General features: G+C 38.5%; 15 protein-coding genes and 9 pseudogenes. 14 read left to right on the forward strand and 10 right to left on the reverse strand.

The window, feature by feature from the left end; genetic code table 11:
- Positions 1 to 39 precede the first annotated feature (39 nt).
- The 3 genes from HX743_RS12835 to HX743_RS12845 are packed head-to-tail and all read right to left on the reverse strand — an operon-like array spanning position 40 to position 3,179.
- On the reverse strand, positions 40 to 2,448 hold the full coding sequence (locus HX743_RS12835) for a DEAD/DEAH box helicase family protein (protein WP_094069352.1): 2,409 nt from the start codon (positions 2,446 to 2,448) through the stop codon (positions 40 to 42).
- A 25-nt stretch (positions 2,449 to 2,473) separates the two neighbouring features.
- Complete coding sequence (locus tag HX743_RS12840) at positions 2,474 to 2,845, reverse strand: type II toxin-antitoxin system HigA family antitoxin (RefSeq protein WP_000354814.1); 372 nt, start codon at positions 2,843 to 2,845, stop codon at positions 2,474 to 2,476.
- A gap of 31 nt (positions 2,846 to 2,876) precedes the next feature.
- Positions 2,877 to 3,179 carry a type II toxin-antitoxin system HigB family toxin gene (locus tag HX743_RS12845; RefSeq protein ID WP_154320130.1) on the reverse strand — a complete coding sequence of 101 codons (303 nt, stop codon included), beginning with the start codon at positions 3,177 to 3,179 and terminating at the stop codon, positions 2,877 to 2,879.
- 390 nt (positions 3,180 to 3,569) lie between these two features.
- Between HX743_RS12845 and HX743_RS12850 the strand changes: the two genes are divergently transcribed.
- Complete coding sequence (locus tag HX743_RS12850) at positions 3,570 to 3,773, forward strand: hypothetical protein (protein WP_094069354.1); 204 nt, start codon at positions 3,570 to 3,572, stop codon at positions 3,771 to 3,773.
- Positions 3,774 to 3,795: 22 nt separating this feature from the next.
- Here the strand turns inward: HX743_RS12850 and HX743_RS12855 are convergent, their stop codons facing one another.
- Both HX743_RS12855 and HX743_RS12860 read right to left on the reverse strand, forming a co-directional pair.
- Positions 3,796 to 4,677: a hypothetical protein gene (locus HX743_RS12855; RefSeq protein WP_094069355.1), complete on the reverse strand. Its 882-nt coding sequence runs from the start codon at positions 4,675 to 4,677 to the stop codon at positions 3,796 to 3,798.
- A gap of 67 nt (positions 4,678 to 4,744) precedes the next feature.
- Positions 4,745 to 6,298 (reverse strand): esterase-like activity of phytase family protein, encoded by a 1,554-nt coding sequence (locus HX743_RS12860; protein ID WP_178319414.1) that lies wholly within the window; start codon positions 6,296 to 6,298, stop codon positions 4,745 to 4,747.
- A gap of 474 nt (positions 6,299 to 6,772) precedes the next feature.
- Between HX743_RS12860 and HX743_RS12865 the strand changes: the two are divergent.
- From HX743_RS12865 to HX743_RS12880, 5 genes and pseudogenes are all read left to right on the forward strand, one after another.
- Positions 6,773 to 7,600: pseudogene (locus tag HX743_RS12865) on the forward strand (TonB-dependent receptor domain-containing protein); the annotation flags it as partial.
- 97 nt (positions 7,601 to 7,697) lie between these two features.
- Positions 7,698 to 9,612: pseudogene (locus HX743_RS16595) on the forward strand (hemagglutinin repeat-containing protein); the annotation flags it as partial.
- Between the two features lie 911 nt (positions 9,613 to 10,523).
- The gene (locus HX743_RS16600; RefSeq protein ID WP_250316247.1) at positions 10,524 to 10,973 is read left to right on the forward strand and encodes a DNA/RNA non-specific endonuclease; all 450 of its coding nucleotides are present in this window, start codon (positions 10,524 to 10,526) and stop codon (positions 10,971 to 10,973) included.
- A 1-nt stretch (position 10,974) separates the two neighbouring features.
- Positions 10,975 to 11,316: an immunity protein YezG family protein gene (locus HX743_RS12875; RefSeq protein WP_178319415.1), complete on the forward strand. Its 342-nt coding sequence runs from the start codon at positions 10,975 to 10,977 to the stop codon at positions 11,314 to 11,316.
- 231 nt (positions 11,317 to 11,547) lie between these two features.
- Positions 11,548 to 11,850: pseudogene (locus tag HX743_RS12880) on the forward strand (transposase); the annotation flags it as partial.
- Here HX743_RS12880 and HX743_RS12885 read toward each other — a convergent pair.
- Positions 11,835 to 12,095 carry an IS66 family insertion sequence element accessory protein TnpB gene (locus HX743_RS12885; protein ID WP_178319416.1) on the reverse strand — a complete coding sequence of 87 codons (261 nt, stop codon included), beginning with the start codon at positions 12,093 to 12,095 and terminating at the stop codon, positions 11,835 to 11,837. The pseudogene HX743_RS12880 and the gene HX743_RS12885 overlap by 16 nt on opposite strands.
- Positions 12,096 to 12,138: 43 nt before the next feature.
- Here HX743_RS12885 and HX743_RS16430 point away from each other — a divergent pair.
- Positions 12,139 to 12,309, forward strand: a pseudogene (locus HX743_RS16430) (HNH endonuclease); the annotation flags it as partial.
- Here HX743_RS16430 and HX743_RS12890 read toward each other — a convergent pair.
- Positions 12,295 to 12,444, reverse strand: a pseudogene (locus HX743_RS12890) (IS481 family transposase); the annotation flags it as partial. The pseudogenes HX743_RS16430 and HX743_RS12890 overlap by 15 nt on opposite strands.
- A 227-nt stretch (positions 12,445 to 12,671) precedes the next feature.
- Between HX743_RS12890 and HX743_RS12895 the strand changes: the two are divergent.
- The gene (locus HX743_RS12895; RefSeq protein ID WP_005245164.1) at positions 12,672 to 13,871 is read left to right on the forward strand and encodes an integrase arm-type DNA-binding domain-containing protein; all 1,200 of its coding nucleotides are present in this window, start codon (positions 12,672 to 12,674) and stop codon (positions 13,869 to 13,871) included.
- Positions 13,872 to 13,912: 41 nt separating this feature from the next.
- Here HX743_RS12895 and HX743_RS12900 read toward each other — a convergent pair whose 3' ends face one another.
- Entirely contained in the window at positions 13,913 to 14,326 is a 414-nt protein-coding gene (locus HX743_RS12900; RefSeq protein WP_005245163.1) for a Cd(II)/Pb(II)-responsive transcriptional regulator, read from the reverse strand.
- A gap of 79 nt (positions 14,327 to 14,405) precedes the next feature.
- On the opposite strand from HX743_RS12900, the gene HX743_RS12905 reads away from it, so the two are divergent.
- Complete coding sequence (locus tag HX743_RS12905) at positions 14,406 to 15,137, forward strand: transglutaminase family protein (RefSeq protein ID WP_005245162.1); 732 nt, start codon at positions 14,406 to 14,408, stop codon at positions 15,135 to 15,137.
- Positions 15,124 to 16,011: a cation diffusion facilitator family transporter gene (locus tag HX743_RS12910; protein WP_005245161.1), complete on the forward strand. Its 888-nt coding sequence runs from the start codon at positions 15,124 to 15,126 to the stop codon at positions 16,009 to 16,011. The genes HX743_RS12905 and HX743_RS12910 overlap by 14 nt, the downstream gene beginning before the upstream one ends.
- An 84-nt stretch (positions 16,012 to 16,095) precedes the next feature.
- Here the strand turns inward: HX743_RS12910 and HX743_RS12915 are convergent.
- Positions 16,096 to 16,320 (reverse strand): annotated as a pseudogene (locus HX743_RS12915) (efflux RND transporter permease subunit); the annotation flags it as partial.
- Here HX743_RS12915 and HX743_RS12920 point away from each other — a divergent pair.
- Positions 16,320 to 16,463, forward strand: a pseudogene (locus HX743_RS12920) (antitoxin HicB); the annotation flags it as partial. The pseudogenes HX743_RS12915 and HX743_RS12920 sit on opposite strands and share 1 nt — an antisense overlap.
- A gap of 252 nt (positions 16,464 to 16,715) precedes the next feature.
- On the opposite strand, the gene HX743_RS12925 reads toward HX743_RS12920, so the two are convergent.
- Positions 16,716 to 16,967 (reverse strand): hypothetical protein, encoded by a 252-nt coding sequence (locus HX743_RS12925; protein WP_004658363.1) that lies wholly within the window; start codon positions 16,965 to 16,967, stop codon positions 16,716 to 16,718.
- Positions 16,968 to 17,161: 194 nt separating this feature from the next.
- Between HX743_RS12925 and HX743_RS12930 the strand changes: the two genes are divergently transcribed.
- The 3 genes and pseudogenes from HX743_RS12930 to HX743_RS12940 form a co-directional block, all read left to right on the forward strand.
- Entirely contained in the window at positions 17,162 to 17,383 is a 222-nt protein-coding gene (locus HX743_RS12930) for a helix-turn-helix transcriptional regulator (RefSeq protein ID WP_004658364.1), read from the forward strand.
- 251 nt (positions 17,384 to 17,634) lie between these two features.
- Positions 17,635 to 18,288 (forward strand): annotated as a pseudogene (locus tag HX743_RS12935) (IS5 family transposase).
- Positions 18,289 to 18,473: 185 nt separating this feature from the next.
- Positions 18,474 to 18,753, forward strand: a pseudogene (locus HX743_RS12940) (IS4 family transposase); the annotation flags it as partial.

Consider the following 18,753-nt stretch of genomic DNA (forward strand, 5'->3'; position numbering starts at 1 on the left):
GGTAAAGGCATGGGGAAGTGTTTAATGAAGTGCTGCTGTTTATTTTGGCTTGGTATTTGGTGAAGGGATGTTTTCTAATTTCAATGAAGGTTGCTTGTTACTGTTGTCATCAATGTACTCAAGGGCGTACCTCATAGCCTTGTAGCTTTTCTCGCGTTTTTTAAACATGCGTTGCAGCATAGGGAGAGTGCAGTCCACATAGTCGTGAATAGTGACTTGTGTTTTGCCTTCCGATTCACGATGAATACGACCGGCATATTGAGCCAATGTTCCTTTCCATGAGATGGGCATGGCCAAAAACAACGTATCCAGTCTTGGTAGGTCAAACCCTTCGCCTACATATTTTCCTGTTGCGACGACGACTTGAGCCGATTGCAGATGATTGTCAGCGTTCTTGCGTTCCGCAGCTTTCATGGCGCCTTTAAGTACGACAGTGCTTATACCCATTTCGGTAAGTCGTGAGTGTATGGATTCTGCGTGCTCTCTACGCTCTGTAAGGACTAACGGGTGTCCGCCATTTTGAACACACTCGTAGGCGTCTGAGACGATTTTTGAAGTGCGCTGCTCATTATTGACGAGCCAGCGGTAGGCATCGCTTATTTTGGGGCGCTCATCTGTTTTTATAAGCTCTGCTGCTGGTACATCGTAGAGCTGATGAATCATCACGGTTTGAGTAAATTGCTCATCAGGGCTTTGTTTCACTTTGTAGCGAATAGGCCCTGCCGCCATAAAAATGATCTTTTGATGACCATCTTGTCGCTCTGGTGTTGCTGTAAGGCCCAATACATATTTTGCTCTTACCTCGTTGAGTACCATTTCAAACCTTGGTGCAGATAGGTGGTGGCATTCGTCAACAATAATATGGCCGTAGTCTTGAATGAGAGGAGTGATGGAATTGTCTTTTTTATTAACCAAACTTTGGTAGGTGGCTATGTCGATAATGCCACTCGGCTTTCTTTTACCTCCGCCTATACTGCCAATGGTTACTTCGGGTAGGAACGTGCGTAAGCGCTCTTGCCATTGTTCGAGCAGTTGTCGGCTATGAACCAGTATGAGGGTATTTACTTTGCGTTTTACGATCATAGCAATGGCAGTAACCGTTTTTCCAAATGCAGTTGGCGCATGCAAAATACCGAAGTCATGTTTAGATATTGCGGCCACTGCGTCACGCTGGTTCTTTCGCAAAGTGAACTCAGGGGTAAGCTTTAATAATGGTTTACCAATTTCACGCTTATCGTCAAATAGTGGCGAAATGTTTTGCTCTTGTAGCAAAGCAATCGCATCATCGAGGCAGCCTCGCGGTAGTGCTAGATAACCGTTTTCAATACGAGCACAGGAAATAAACCTCGGAATGCCATGGGTTGAAAAGCGCAACGCTTGTGTTTTAAAAAACACAGGATTAGAAAAACTAGCTAATCGCTTTAGTCCGGCCAGTAATGGCCCAGGTAACTCGCTCATCAAAAAGTAGATATGGTTGGCCAAGGTAATGGTCACGTTTTTCGGCAAAGACTCTAATTTTATTGGTGCGGCTTTGGCTGTGATTTCCCAAGGAGGGCGGTTGTCTGTTAGCCCTTGCTCGGACAGTAATAGGGTGTTGGGTGAAATAGTTGTTATGAGTTGGTCAATACTCGACTGAGTGAGCGTTTTAAGCTCAGCAAGGTACCGCCATTGATCATCGATGGCATTCAGGTCACTGTCAACAAAGCAACTACGACCTGAAAGGCGAGCCTCCTTTTGAAGTGGTAACGCAATGAGATTGCCAAACCCGCCTTCAGGAAGTACATCTTGGTTAGGAAAGAGCCTGTCATAGGAGTCAAACGATAGATTTGGAAATATTTCCATGGCTTTATCAAGCAAAGCGAAACCCAGTGCCCGAGCATGGTTCGCTGGGATATTGGTTTCAAAAAATATCCATAAGTGAGCCCCGTTGCCAGAACGCGAGATTTCTATCGCGTGCGGAATATCAAACGCTTGGCACACTTTAGACATTGCTTTGACTTCTTCTTGCCAACAGCCTTTGTCAAAATCGGCTGCCAACAAATAGCACGAATTATCTTTAAGTAGTGGATACAGACCAACCACTTGATGACCGGCAAGGTGCCTGTAAATAATGTGCTCGTTTAATTCGCTAAACTTTCGGTGTGAACAGTCTTGGCATTTAATGCGGGGTTTGTTGCATAGCCCGCTTACCCACTCATTATCACAGGCTACGGAATAGCCACTGCGCCCCTGTTGATTTTGCCAACGATTGGCAAAGATATCCTCTCTTCCACGAAATCGTTGTCTGAATAAGGCGACCTTTTGTTCTGGCGTGAATGTCTGTACTGAACGCTCGATTTGAGCGCTACGCAAAGCCTCTCTTAATGCGAGAAGCTGCTGCTTTTCATTTTCAAGCTCAGCTAGCCTGTTATCAATAGCAGAAATGTTTGGGTAGCGAGCGTCATTCATAACAAACTAATTTTGATTCGCAGCACTATAAAGCGCGAACTTGCGGTGGCTTGATCAGCGACTCTGCTGGAATACCTAACCCTTCATGAAGTTTCCAAATCATTTTTAGCGTGAGTGATCGCTTATGGTTTAGGATTTCATAAACACGATTGCTTTTACCTATCATGGGTTCAAGATCTTTAACGGTTAAGCCTTTGCGCTCCATCTCAAACTTTATTGCCTCAACAGGGTCTGGCAAATCCATTGGAAAATGCTTTGCTTCGTAGGCCTCGACTAACGTAACCAAAATGTCCAGCTTTTCGCCTTCGACGGTATCAGGCTCCGCCATCATTAGGTTTTCGATGTCGTTTAATGCCGCGCGGTAGTCGGCATCTGTTTTAATAGGTCTGATGTCCATTATATTTACCTCTTGTTACTACCTTTTGGCTTCAAATCGTTTGTACATCAATTTTATCGTATTGCGCATGGCTGCCGATAAACCGTATGTAAACCACTTTGTACGCATAATTGATCCAAGCAACTAACCGGTATTTATTACCGGCAATGTTAAACACGACACGCCCATCTTTGAGGATGCTGGCATTTCTAAAGTCCTGTTTCACATCCGCCGGTGCTCCCCAATCAGCGTTTAATGCATGCCTATACCAAGCTAACGTTGGCTCTTTAGCGTCAATGTATTCTGAGCTGTCTTCCCAAAATGTTTTTAAGGTTGATAGTGCGATAATTCTCATAAATAGATATTAGTCCCAATTTGGGACTTTTGCAAGTTTGGTATTCTTGATGCGGTTAGGAGTTGTTACCGCATCCCCAATTGCCCCATTCCTTGGGGCGGTTCACATCCCTCTTATTCACCCTCTTAAGCTCGGCATATCAAGTGTTGCCCCATTGTCCCAACTGCCACGGTAAGTGATCAAATGGGGGGCTTGCTATTTTCGCCTGATGGGCCTTTTCGACATGCGGCTGCGTTTGCCATCGAAGAAGGCCAATACTCTGAACCAATAGAGTGATTCTTCATACCCCAAGCTGTGCGTTGGACGTGCAGGCGGGATGAGCCCCAGTTTGCGTCCTAAACTGACAATCACGTAGAAGCGAACGGAAAATACCTATACGAGCCTGAAACTGTGGCTGAAGTTGAGCATATTCTAGGTGCTGTTGTTGTTCTATTAAGACAGCCGATTTATTCACTCGGTTTAGGCTGTGTGATTAATGTGTTTAGAACAGCCCAAGCTTTAAATATTGGGCTTGAAATTGGGGCAGAGAAGGATAACTTGTATCTCAAACCTGATCTGACAGTTACCCATTTTTTATTGTTTCTATCAGGTTAAATTTTCTAGATGTGTATGAAGGCTAATTGCAGAAATTTGATTGATATTGGTACACAAACTGAGTCTTTGTTGCTGTCGAAGTTGGTGCATTATATTGGGTTAAACCTTTTAAAGCACTGAAGCTTAAAGCAGCACGATCAACTACTTTTCTTGTGAAATTCGCATTGGGATCTGAATATTTAAACGAAATTTCTGCTAAAACAGGTTTTAGACTACCGTAAGGCAATAGGGTATACCATAAACTTAACTCTAAATCTGCATCGAATTCACCTAAATCAATCGTTGCACCACTATATTTTCGTTCATAGATAGTTAGACCACCAACTTGATTCAGGGCTAGACTATTATTAAAATTATAGTCATTTTTGAAGCCAGTAAATAGAATATTGATATCCTCAAAATCGTTAATGGTTCGCGAGGTTGGTACGGTTGTTGACTTGCTTGCAACTACAAGGAAACTCAAGTTATCTTTACGAGTAATGTCATCTTCTAGCTTAGTTTTTGCGCCTGATACATTGCTAGTCAAATCTTTGAAGTCAGCAATATAATGGTCATATCCACGATACTTTAAAGTTACTTCTTTTGTACCATTTTCATTACGCTCTCTGAAGCTGTATCCCATATTTTTTAAAGTACAGCTTCCTTGAGTATCGTAAAAGCGGATTTCTCTTTGTGTATCAAAGATCATAGCACCAGTTACGTCACGACTGATTTTATTTTCAATCGCATTTTTCACCGCTGAAAAATAGCTATTTATGCTGCTTGCTTCATTTCCATAATTAAAATTTATGGGATCTAATAGTACTTTGTATTCGCGAGATGTGACTTTGGGAGATGCATAGCTCAGCGATGGTAGCACTGTAATTGCCAAGAAAGTTATCAAAGCCGATTGAGTTATTCTCATTTTTCTCTCTAGACAAAAGTTGAATTTAAAAAGCCCAAAAGTTTTAGCTTTTGGGCTTCATTCATTGTTATGGGTTGAAAAGATTTAACTTATCGGCAATATATAAGGTAGGTGTATCGACACGCATGCCCACATTATCCAAATACTTTTGCTCTAAACCATTGGTTGTCCAAAGACCCATGTCATCATCATTCACAATGCCAAGAGTTTGTCGGTTAATCAACCATAGACCTTCCATTTTGTCATGCGCATAACTTACACGTTTACCCATATCCAATACCAATGTTTTACTTACTGGCTGAATATTTAGTGCTTGTAATGCTTCCCATTTTTTATCGTTATTTATGAAATACTGTTCTAGAGTTTTACCTGCAATCGTTAAACCAAGTTTAGGATCTTGTACTAGATCGCCCTGAGTTGCGATATCCTCTAAATTGGTAGCATCATTCAGATCAATACGATAAACATGTTTCATGATATTCGGATCGTCCTTAAGGAATTTGCCATCACGTTCCAGTACTAAAAACTCATGATCATTAATCGCAATAATAGCTGAGTTTGAGTTAGCATCAATTTCTTGACGATAGAGATACTGAGCAACTTTTCCTGTTTCAAGATTGATCGTCACAATACGTGTTAAGGTTGATTTATTAACAGCTTTGGTCGGTAAGTCCATTGTCGATTGCATAATCCCAACCAATGTTTTTTGGTCAGGTGTAATAGTTAAACCTTCCATACCACGGTTGGCACGACGATAACTAAATTCTTGCGGTAAAGTGAATGTATTACGCACATCATTTACAAAAGGATTAATACGACCAATTTCTTTTCCATTGGCATCATAGTGCACAATATGAGGGCCATATTCATCACTTACCCAAAATGTACCATCATTCAATGCAGCCAAACCTTCAGAATCGAGACCATAATCGTCAAGCTTGATTGGGTTAGTTAGTGGGTCATATGGCTTTGATGGATCTTTAGCAATTACATTACCATTTATATCGTAAGGTGTTTCACCTGTACCACCGAGTGCAGCAGTATTCGGCAATCCACTAATATTACTTCCATCACGATCTTTTAATAAAATCGTTTTGATGAGTTTAATTGAACCATCATCTTGCACCTCAAATAGCCCAATTTTAGGTACATAGTCTGGCATTGGGAAAATCTTACCAGCACCATTCACGCCATCATTATAGTCAGCATTTGGACCACGATCTGTGATTGCATAAAATTGTTTATTGTTAGTAGGGTGTGCAGCAACATCAGATCCAAAGCCACCTTGTCGAAGGGTAAATGGACTAGCAATAGTTGTTCCATTTACCTTAAAGCTCGTTAAATTTTGGTAAGGTAAAGCAACACCTTGGGCAAATAAGTTTGGCCCACACTGCGTTGAGCTTTGTTGGATTTCATTAGTATCCAACTCACCATTTTGATTTTTATCTAAACCGCTTTCAATGCGCGTGCCACCACTCCAACAATCATCATTTCCAAGTACTAACGACTTCTGTTGGATCAAACTGTTCAATCCATTTTGACCATTATCCCCATCATCAGTACATGCGGTTAATAAAATTGTCGAAGCTAATAAAGCTAAGGTTAGTGGTTTTTTTTTCATTTTTTTGAAGCATCATGTTTAAAAAGCTTCATCATAAGAAGCAAAAATGACAATTACATGAATGAAATATGATCAATGTAAAATTTTAGCAAATTAAAAATATCAGTAGTTTGTGGGGGTTATATCTAGGTTTTCTTCATTATTTATCAAATGTGGTTTGAGGTAAAATTAAAATAAAACTTTAAACTGCCACAGTATTCTAGATATAAGCAGCCTTATTATGAAGCTGTCTCATAGGGCAGGGTTATACCAATGCTAAGTTTGAAGTGATTGAATCATCCTACTTACTAACGACACAATGTGACGTGTCGAAATTTATGTTTATTGAAAATTCCCCCAAATAATTTAAATTACTGTAATATTTTCCAATAGTTAAAACATTGCCAGTAGCATCATCAACTTAAATGTACTGTGTTGCAGGTAATAGAATTAAGACATCAGAAATAGCTTCAGCACCATGACTAAACCACAGGCAATGGTGATGACAGTGGTTCAACAGATTATCAAAAGTTACTTCCAACTGTCGCTTTAGGCTGGGATATATTACCTGAGCTTTATACTTATGCTAGCTATGGCAAAGGCTTCGAAACACCAACCTTTACCGAGATGGCCTATCTTACAGTAGGGACTTCAGGCATTAACTTTAATTTAAAACCTGCGACCAGTGATACCGTAGAACTTGGCTTAAAATCGCAGAATACCTTAGGGTTATTTACTTTTGCTGTATTTCATACTGAAACTAAAAATGACATTGTGCCTGACGATGCCAATGGCGGGCGAAGCACATTTCGTAATGCAGAAAAAACCTTACGTGAAGGCTTAGAGTTATCGTGGCAAAAACAGCTCTGGCAAGCACTCAATATTCGAACCAGTTATAGTTATTTAGATGCGACTTTTGATGCTGATATTCCAGCGACCACAACCAAACCGCTGATACAAAAAGGAACATATATTCCAGGTATTGCCAAGAATCAAGCTTTTGTAGGCTTGGCATGGCAACCTGAGCAGGGATTTCAGGCAGGCTTAGAAGCACGTTATATGGACAAGATTTATGTCGATGATATCAACTCTGATACTGCACCAAGTTATACGGTCGTTGCGGCAAATGTTGGCTATTTGTGGGTCAATAAAGACTGGAAAGTAAATACTTATGCACGACTAGATAATTTATTAGATCGAAACTATGTGGGTTCCGTGATTGTCAATGATAGTAATAATCGTTTCTTTGAGCCCGCAGATAGACGAAATTTTAATGTTGGACTATCGATAAAAAAATATTCTAACATAGGCTTTGTTGCATAAATACATAACCAACTGATTTTGTTCATTAATTTTTAGGTTGAAATTCATACAAACCTATTTAAATCAGAAGCTTACAAAATCTTTATGCAACAAAGCCGCTCCGGGATTAAAAGCACCGAAGATCACGATCGGAGAATCATCGAGCACACGGACTGAGCAAAGAACACAAACAGGGACTGATCTTGGTGCCAAGAATGTCTATGTGGGTTCAGCAGGTCAAACGACACTGACCAGTAGCAACATTGATGCACAGAACACGGTCTTAGCGGGCAAAAAAGTCACGCTCGATGCAGCAGAAGAACAACACAAAACTGTTACGTCAAACAGCAAAGAAACGGTACAAGGTCTTGGGGTTAAGCTGAATAAAGACAGCATTCGAGTGGGCGGCTTTGTACTTGAAGACGCAGAGAATACCGTTAAAACTACAGCCACAACGCATAAGTCAGGCAATATCAATACTGAAAATTTAACAATTCAAGGTGCAGAAGGTGTAGATCTCCTCGGCCAAAATATCACAGCGACAGGTGATACGATCATTGATCATGGTCGAGGAAATCTCAACATAGGCGGTTATGAAAATAAAACCACCACAGAAGAAAAGACTCATACTGAAACCATCAGTACAGAAGTCGGCATTCGCAATGCCTATTTAGATGCAATCTTAGCGGTAGAAGCTGTTGCAGATGCAACTAAAGCCTTATCTAAAGCTAAAGATGATTATAGCCAAGCACAACGTGACTATGCAGCGGGTCGAATTACCAAAGGAGCCTTAGATGACAGCAAAGCCAATGTCGCAATGGCAACGGCCAATGTGGCAAGTGCACAGATTGCTGTAGGGGCAGCAGCCGCATCTGCGGCTGCAAGCAGTGCAACCTATGGCTTTACTATTGGTGCCAATGGTGAAAGGATTGAAACTACGACGACCACGAATACAGAACAAAGCCAATGGCAAGGTAGCAACTTAGATTTAAATAACCTTCAGCTTAAATCAGAAGGCCAAGACATCAATATCCAAGGCAGCCGAGTGAATGCAACAGGCACCACGACCTTTGATGGCAGCAAAGACCTCAATGTGACTGCAGGCGTCGAGCATAGTAAACAGGACAGCAATAGTAAAACCAATAGCCAAAGTGTGAGCTATACCTATGGCGGTGGCGGCAGTGCTTCAATAGGCAAGCAAACCAGCCAATCACAAAACGAAAGCCTCACCCACGTAAATAGTGAAGTTGTGCTGAATCGTACTGAAGGTGCAATAGATAAACTGAATATTCAGGGTGGCGAGGTTTCTATTACTGACCGAGGCAACTTAACAGTCAATGAAATCTATGTCGAAAGCCTCCAAGATACCGCATCGAGCAGTAACAGTAGTAAAGGTGGTTCGATTGGCGCAGGCTTTGGTTCAGGTGGTTTAAGCAACGTTAGCGCAGGATACAACCAAGGTAAAGGCAGTAGTGACAGTGCATGGGTCAACAATCAAAGCCAGCTATTGATTGGCAATGCACAAAACGATGCAGACTTGGATGCGATGGGTGTTAAAAACGTCACTAATATAGGGGGGGTGATTGCCAATGCGACGAAGAATAGCGATGGCACATTGACCGACCATGGCAAACTCAACTACACAGGCAAACTTGAACTCAAAGATATCGAAGACCACAACTATAACAGTAGCAGCAGCTTTAATGTATCAACGAGTATTGGGATTCCACAAAAGGGAACTAAAGAAGCTGCTAATCATCCCAAAGGTTCGACCACCATTGGTCTCAACACCAGTGGACAAGAAACAGAACAGCTGACCAAAGCGACGATGGGTCAAGGTACTGTTAACACAACAGCCGATACTAATCGAGATATTAATAACACGCAGGAAATTACCCGTGACCAAACGACAGGGATGTTAGATGGTTCAGTCACGATTGATCACCGGTTATTAGCAGAGAGTGGTCGTGAACAGATTATTCAGGAACAGAAGGATTTACCAGAAAATGCAAAAAAATCAGCTGAAAATATACGTAATGGTATTGATGAATTAGCTTTAAAACTACCAGATTCACAGATTCAAAATAAAATTCTTACATCAATCAACCAGTTAGTTGGTGATGATTTAATTGCAAATGCGTATAAAGAATTTATTAATAATGGTGGAACAAAAGAAGAATTCTTTGTAGTAGCAAAAAGCAAGGTAGCAGAAGATTCAATTATAAATTTAGCCCAAGCTAATCGACAAATTGAAGATTTAGTGAGTAAAGGGTATTCAATAGAAGAAATATTGAATACGAGTGTGAAAAAAGCTGGAGATACTTCGGTTATTTCTATTGAAGGAGAATATCAAACTAAATTAACCGCTGATACCACGATAGGAATGCAGCTTTTAACAGCATCATATGATCTTGCGAAGCAATATGGTGATTTCCAGAAACACATATATGAAGAGTATGGTGTAGATATTGATCCTAACACATTGTCAGTAATAATAGGAACAATATTGACAGGACCAGCTAAAACATTAGCAAATGTCTTAACTTCAGAGGCATATCAGAAATATGGAGCACAATATGTAGAAGCAAGAAAAGATCAACTTGCGAACTATGTAACAGCAAGTGCTTATGGAACAAGCCCAGAAAAAATATCGGTTTATTCTGATCCTAATCTAAAAGAACAAATTAGTAAGGAATCTCAAGAGACAATTGATTGGTCAAAAGATGTCTCGGAAAGTAAAGAAGGGGCAAAATTTTTAACGAATATCATTGAGTCGATGGTTGTAGGTGGGGTTGGAAAAGGTATAGCCAAAACAACTAAGATTGATGGTCAAGATGTTGAGGTTTCGAAATCTAATTTCGAGATAGATATAAGCCAAAACAATAAACATACTGAAATTATTGACTTTGAAAAGTCAAAACAGAAAGGTACACCTGAAAATCAGATGGTAAATAATTTAAAAGCGAATAGGCATTATGAGTTATCAAATGGCACGAAATTTAAGACTAATGAGTATGGTCATGTTGAAGAAATTAGTTTCAAGCCTGATTTTGATAATAAAGGTGTTAGAGATAGTCGACAAACAGCGGTTGGTAAATTAGGTGAGGAAAGAGACGTTGGTGGACACATCCAAGGATGTGCTATGGGGGGAACATGTGATCGCTATAACTTATTCCCACAAGATGCCAATTTCAATAATTCTGCTTATAAAGTCTATTTTGAGAATATTCTGAAAAAAGCAGACAAAGAAGGGAAAACTATTGATAATGTAACTGTTAAATTTACACGTGATGATCTGAGTTCGGTACGACCAGATAAATTAGAAGTTACCTTTCTTATTAATGGAAAACCGACAAGAGAAACCTTTGTGAATACTGCTGGTGGAGGAAAGTAGAGTGGATAAGCAGTTAGAAATATTAAATGAGTTAAGCAGTATTTTGCACTTTTCAACAGAAATTAAATATGATTCAGCTCATTTGGAATATAAGTTTAATCCTGATGAACAGTGGAATTCTTTTTCTGTTTGGTATGAGAAGAATCAACAGAATTATAGCCCTAATGATTTTGACAAAATTAGCTATGAAGCCCAAGAGTTATGTAAAGAGTTACATAATGAAATGCAGTCTCATACTGGTGGAGACTGGAGAAAATTTATTTTGACAATTGATGAAACAGGTCAAGCTAAAACACAATTTATATATGAAATACAATCTTGTATGGATCAATTTAGAGAGTGATCTTTTAGAAAAATAAGTACGTGATTAAAACCCACTTAATTTTGGGTGGGTTTTTTAGCTAGCAGCAATAGCTAATCTCAAATTTAATAATGAAGAGCTTTGTTGCATAAAGATTTTAAAGATAGAGCTTTCCTAAGTTGCTCAAATTTAAGTGACAAGAGACTGTAAATAAAACTGTGTAAACGCTTAAACTCCCCCAACGTTGTTGGGGTCAAACAAAAGGTGTTTACCATGAAAGATGAAGCAATGTTGGCACTCGCTAAAGAGTTAGCCAAGAACCTAAAAACCGAACTCGATCTCAATAATTTTAGTCGGGCTTTAAAGAAATTGACTGTTGAAACTGCCCTTAATGCGGAACTCACCGACCATTTAGGTTACGAAAAGAATAGTCCACGAACAGGTAAAAATGCTCGCAATGGTTACACAACGAAGCGTCTACTGACTGATGATGGTGAGTTTGAACTAGATACCCCTAGAGATCGTGAGGGTACATTTGAGCCACAGCTTATCAAGAAAAATCAGACCCGTATCACAAAGCCAATTTCTGCTTTTGAGTGAGGTAAAGCAATTTGAACCGTTAACATATTAGTAGAAATAGGATCTAATGGTGCAGAGCAGGATAAGGCAATAAATGCAGGTTTATTCGGTAGTGGTGAGCGATCATTCTTTGGTTTACCATCAAATAAGCGAATCCATTTGGATACAAGATTTGTATCTAATCCATGTTGCAAAGCGACCGAAGCAATTGAAACGTCAGGTGCTTTACAAGCCTGAACGATCTGCTGTTTAAATTCAGCACTGTATGAACCGTACCAGGTTTGTCGGAGACGTAATCATTTACATGATCGACTAATCACTCAAGAGATTTCTCAATTAGGTTTTCTAACCGATCTGCAACGTTCGCATCGGGTTGCCGATTGGGCGTATAAGCAGACAATAGAGAATGAGTATTTAGTTTGGTTGGGCGGAAAAGATAAGCAAATTTTTCGATCTGTTGGTTTGATAGAACTCCTGCAAAATCGTCTTGTGGAAACGCTCACATATACCATTTGTTTGCGGGGAAGCTGCTTTTGTCTTCGTGTGATCAATATCATTGACTGCCAGATATAACTCATAGTCATGTTGTTCAGATAAGCAGGTGCTGTCTTTTAAATCTTTGTGCTGCAAAGCCTTTGGGAACTAAAAATAGAAGTGGTACTTCTACTGGTTACTAAAATTAAATTATATTTAATAATAAATATATAAAACAATATCTTATAAATCTATATGATGCGTAGTGTACGCATCATACATAAAGCGTTCTATTTTGATATAATTGATCCAATCAACCCATTGTTAGGTTTCATTTAAATTCCATGAGTCTTACTGAAATTAAAGTTCGCCAAGCTCATTGTAAGGAAAAAACCAGTTTTTTATCCGATGAAGATGGGCTTAGCCTGAAGATTGAGCCGAGTGGAAGAAAATCTTGGTGCTATCGCTATACAGATCCACAAACTAAAAAACGTCGACGCATTCAGTTAGGTCGTTATCCTGATTTATCGCTGAAAAAGGCACGACAAGTCAGAGATGACTTTAAAGACAATGATTTCTGTTTTGAACAAGATACTGCCTCTAATGTCATCACCTTTGGTAAGGTCGGGGAGGAGTGGTTACAGTTCAAACTGAAAAATGCCTTCAACGATCTACCCCGCTGTGGTGTACTACAGTTAGCAGAAAGATGCTTACAGCAAGATATTTATCCAGACCTTCAGGACCTACCTTTTCAAAACATCAAGCGTTATGACCTGGTTTCAGTAATCAAAAAAATAGAGGGACGCCAAGTAAAAGAACCTGTCAAGAAAGCTTGTAGTTATTTGAACCAAATTTATGACTACGCTGTAGCGATGGGTTATTGTGAATTCAACATCGCGCATGGTTTAAATAAAATCGCCATTAACAGTAAAATCAAGAAAAATTATCCGTATTTGAAAGCGGAGGATATATCTGATTTTAAGTATAAATTACAAAAATTGGATGCCCATCCGATTATTAAAAAAGCACTGCTGTTCAAATTACATACTGGCGTGCGAGGGGCTGAATTGTTATTGGCTGAGCCTCATCATTTTGATTTAAATGAAAAAGTCTGGAAAATACCTGCCTTGCATATTAAACAGTTTCGACGAAAAGTCATATTAGGCCATGAGATTCCCGACTTCTTAGTTCCACTTTCAGATCAGGCTTTAGATATTTTAAAAGACGTCATGCAATGGTCATACGGTGAAAAGTACATTTTTGCTAGCCCACGGAAACATAATCAACCGATTCATTTTAATACATTAAATATGGCTATACGTAAGATGGGCTATGGAAAACATCAATTATCCTCTCATGGACTACGTTCCACTTTTAGTACCATTTTGAATGACTCAGGTTTGTTCCAGGATAACTGGATTGAGGCACAACTTTCACATATTGATAAGAACCGTACCCGTGCCAGCTATAATCACGCTGACTATTTAGCCCAGCGGACTGAAATGATGCAGTGGTGGGGTGATTATTTAAGTACTGCTAAGTGAAAATCGTACTTTTATACATAGACTTAAAACATTATGGGGTTTCAAATGGATAGTAAACAATATACTTGCCGTGTTACATGGTCAGCAGAATATAATGAGTATGTTGGGTTGTTCGAACCACAAGCACTAGCCATTTGTTGTAATTCAGCTTTAAGCGCCCTTAATTCTTTCATGCGTTTATTCACTAGTGCAAGTTGCTGATCAATTAATGCATTAACGCTAGAGCAGCTTTCTTCTGGCTTATTTTTTAATTCGATAAGACGTTTAATATCATTGAGTGATATATCTAGGCTGCGACAATGCTTTACGAATTCCAATTGTTTAAGTGCTTTGCTATCATACAGCCTGAAATTACCTTCTGAACGATTTGGATTTAACAGTAATCCTTCTCTTTCATAATATCTAATCGTTTGTATTGAACAGCCCGATTTTTTTGACAATTCGCCTATTTTCATCAATTTCCCCCAGACATTTGACTCTATAGTTACTATAGAGTCTATAGTATAAGTATGCAACGAAAAGGATATATAAAAAATGACTGAGAAATATTTAAACAATACGAATATCGTTAATTTTGAACACAAAGATATCCAATCCTTGATCGATCAACGTAGGTGGAAAAACTTGGATAACTTCAACAAAATTGGTGCCGCTTATCAGTTTGTAAAAGATGAGATTTTCTTTGGTTATAATGAAAGCGATGATATTGCAGCAAGCGATGTGCTAGCAGATGGTTATGGACAATGTAATACTAAGGGTAATCTGTTAATGGCACTATTGCGTGGACTAGGCATTCAATGCCGATTTCATGGGTTTACCATAGACCAGCAACTACAAAAAGGTGCTATCCCAAGCTATGTATTTTGGTTAGCACCTAAATACATCATTCATAGTTGGGTAGAAGTTTACTTTGAAGGGCGTTGGATAAACTTAGAGGGCTTTATATTGGATGAGCAATACTTAAGCTCTCTACAGGAGAAATTTGACCAAGTAAAAGATGATTTTTGTGGTTATGGTGTTGCAACAAAGTGCTTTTCATCACCAGATACAGATTGGCGTGGAGAAAATACCTATATTCAAAAAGAAGGTATTCATGATGACTTTGGGCTTTATGATTCCCCTGATGAGTTCTATCTCGAAAAAGGGACTAACTTGTCGGGGTTCAAACGCTGGATATATCAACGCTTGATACGTCACTTGATTAATATGAATGTATCAAAACTAAGAAATAGAAAAGTACTAGAGGTACAAAATGCACAACCATAATCATAGTCATCAACATGGTAAAGATGACCGTATTGGTTGGGCATTTTTCCTTAATGTGACATTCACTATTATCGAATTTATAGGTGGTTGGCTCACTAACAGTACGGCGATAATGGCAGATGCAGTTCACGATCTTGGTGATAGTCTTTCAATAGGTTTTGCGTGGATTTTAAGTCGTTTTTCAGATAAAGAAGCATCAGATAAGTTTAGTTATGGTTATCGTAGACTTACTCTCTTTGGCGCATTGATAAACAGTATTGTTTTAATCATTGGCTCAATTTGGATTTTATTTGAAGCAATTCCAAGGCTGTCCAATCCTGAAATGCCTGTAGTCGAGGGGATGTTAGGGCTAGCGATACTCGGCGTTGCCGTTAACGGATATGCTGTATTAAAATTAAAAGCGGGTGAAACATTAAATGAGAAAGTACTGACATGGCACCTTCTTGAAGATGTACTTGGATGGGTTGCCGTTCTTATAGTCTCTATCGTACTGTTGTTCGCTGAACTGCCGATATTAGATCCCCTTTTATCAATAGGGTTCACGCTGTTCATCTTGTTTAATGTTTTCAAAAACCTGAAATCAACACTCGTTTTATTTCTTCAAGCTGCACCAGATAAAGAGACTCAAAAGCGTATTAAACTATCACTAATGGAATTTCCTGAAGTTAATGGTATCCACCACATGCACTTTTGGTCACTAGATGGTGAAAGTCACGTTTTAACAGCGCACCTTGAGCTGAGTGACAACTTTGACGTTAAAGAATTAATTAGGCTTAAACAAGAAGTTGCAGCTAAATTATCTTCCTATCATTTATCGCATACAACGATAGAGTTTGAGTTTTTAAATGAAAATTGTCGGGATGAAGCGCAGTAAGCTTTATCAATAAAATGTTGGGCATACAATATTAAAAGCAGCTTAATTAGGCATAACCTAGTAATTAAGCTGCTTTTTTTGATTTTAAATTTCGTCGGATTGCTGTTTGCTACTCTCAGAGCCATGCGCCCATTGATATAAAATAGGCAATACAAACAAAGTTAAAATTGTAGAAGATACAATACCGCCGATAACAACTGTTGCTAGTGGTCGTTGTACTTCTGCACCAATTCCAGTGTTTAACGCCATTGGAATAAAACCTAAACTTGCGACCAGTGCCGTCATTAAAATAGGTCTTAAACGAATGATGTGCTGAGTTTCCATCATTGTCTTGGCTTGATGCGGATCAGTCTAAAGCATTCTCAGGAATAGAGGAGCTCGTTGCTGATGTTGTCGCTGATATGATTAGCAATAATGAAAAAGTTCCTACACCACTCTCCGGGAAAATATAGTAGGCAGTTTGTTGTCCTTGTTCTCAGTGGTTCAACAAAAACTAGCCCTCGAAGCCGCAGAACGTGGCGTGGACATAAATTGTTTAGTATCAGTAAAAAGAGCGATGTAATTTTAGTACGAGTGAGTGATAGAGCAGGAACCTATGCTTCATATATTCAGTAAATGGTATGTTTTTGAATTAATAGGTATTTTTAAATAAAGCTTTCTTTGATTTAGTGCTTTTTATTTAATAAATTAATTTTAAAAACAACTTAGGCTAATTGATAAACACTATCTGGAAAGATTAAAAGAAAATATTTTTTAATTTCTGCTAATTCATTTAAGGCAGGTTCCCTTTCAAGCAGTTGAAATGTCCAAATAAGTACAGCCTGATGATTATCATAGCAAGTATTTACTCCAAGAAAATTAGCCATTCCATAACTTCTATTGATGTTCATTTCTTTAATTAATTGATTTCCTAAGTCACGAGCTTGCTGGCTGATCAATAACTCATTTGGTAACACGGCGGTCATCTCCACAAAATAATCTAATGCAGGTTCAATCCTTATATTTAAAAAGTTATAATTTAGTTGAAATGGATAAAATATACTTTCTATAAGTTGTAATAACCTGCTGTAGGTTAATTTTAGCAAAGTATTACTCAGTCAACAACTTCAAATAACCCACAGCAAGTTATTTTTTGTAAATTAATTTAAATATGATTACTTGTAAGTTATCTAGCCTCATGGGCGATAGAAAAATTTTAAAATTAAGTGAAGTGGTGCATGCAACAGGTATCAATCGCAACACGCTCACAAGTATGTATTATGACCGTGCTGTACGTATTGAATTACCAGTCGCCGATAAGTTGTGTAAGTACTTTAACTGTACGATGAATGATTTGTTTGAGTTTAAGGAAGAAGTTGAAGAAAAAGATTAACTTAATACTTCGTTTGATAAGTTTTTCGAAGAAAAAGACTAGCCAATACTTAGTTTGATAAGTTTTTCTCTGCAGATCTAATATTGAATTTTATAAAATATCATTACAAACAGATACTAATTTCATTACTTCTAAAATGAAATCAATCGAATGGTAGAGTTTTTTTGCTATTTGCATTTTAAGGTGGGATTTTGAGGCCTTGTTGCGCAAACCTACCGATAAGGTCTTATACAGCAATAGCCTACACCTAAATTTATCGTACACCGAATTGGTCATCCTACAATCATGCTTTGATCAATCATGGTAATTTTACAATTTGGTTTGATACTAAGATTCAATGATATTCGCAGTCACAATGAAAACATGGTCGAAATCAAACTTATTCTGACATAGCCATTCAGTGCTATCTCATGATTAAATCCTTATTTCGTCTTTCTGTATGCATGGTGACTGGCTTTGTCCAAAGCTTGATTAAACTTTGCGGATTAGATTGGACAGCTCTGGATTATTCAACCATTCGCAGAAGACAAAAGCATATTGATATTCAAATTAGCTATGAAAAGAGTTGCAATGGACTGCATCTACTCGTTGATTCCACGGATTTGAAGTTCTTAGGTGAAGGTGAATGGAAACGTAAAAAGCATTAGCCGAAATATCGTCGCCAATGGCGTAAACTTCATATTGGTATAGATACTAAAACCCTGCTAGGTAGAACACTATGGAAAAAATGGTCAGGCTATCATCGCCGAAGTTTGGTCGAAACAAAGATGCACTGCATCAAATTATTAGGCGATAAATTAATGGCAAGAAGCTTTCCTAGTCAGATGAGTGAAATTCATGCTCGCGTAGCAGTCCTCAACAGATTTACGGAATTAGGTCGACCACTTACCCAAGTTACGCCTTAAATTTGGCTCAATTAGGGGCGCTTTGCCTTTCAAATCTTTGTGCAACAAAGCCATTTGGAATATAAATAAGATTTAGTTAAAATTAACATTATTCATATAAATTAACATTATGTACTCTGTACACGACAAAAATAGATAACTCATTGAAATAATGTCACAATAATTGTTTTCTAACGACGAATACTATGACACATCTCAATGAGTTATATCTTATCTTAAACAAATCTCTAAAATGGAACAAGTCACATTTAAAGTGCTTTGCGCTCATCATGCTTGTGATTATTTTAAAGCAAACATGTAATCTTTCTTCTGCATCTAAAGCCTTGCCCATCAAGTGTTTACCACAATCATTTTATCGACGTATGCAGCGCTTCTTTGCAGGTCAGTATTTTGATTATCGTCAAATTTCTCAGTTGATTTTCAATATGTTTTCATTCGACCAAGTGCAACTGACTTTAGATAGAA

The sequence above is a fragment of the Acinetobacter sp. Swhac1 genome (assembly GCF_013390985.1).
Classification (GTDB): Bacteria; Pseudomonadota; Gammaproteobacteria; order Pseudomonadales; family Moraxellaceae; genus Acinetobacter; species Acinetobacter towneri.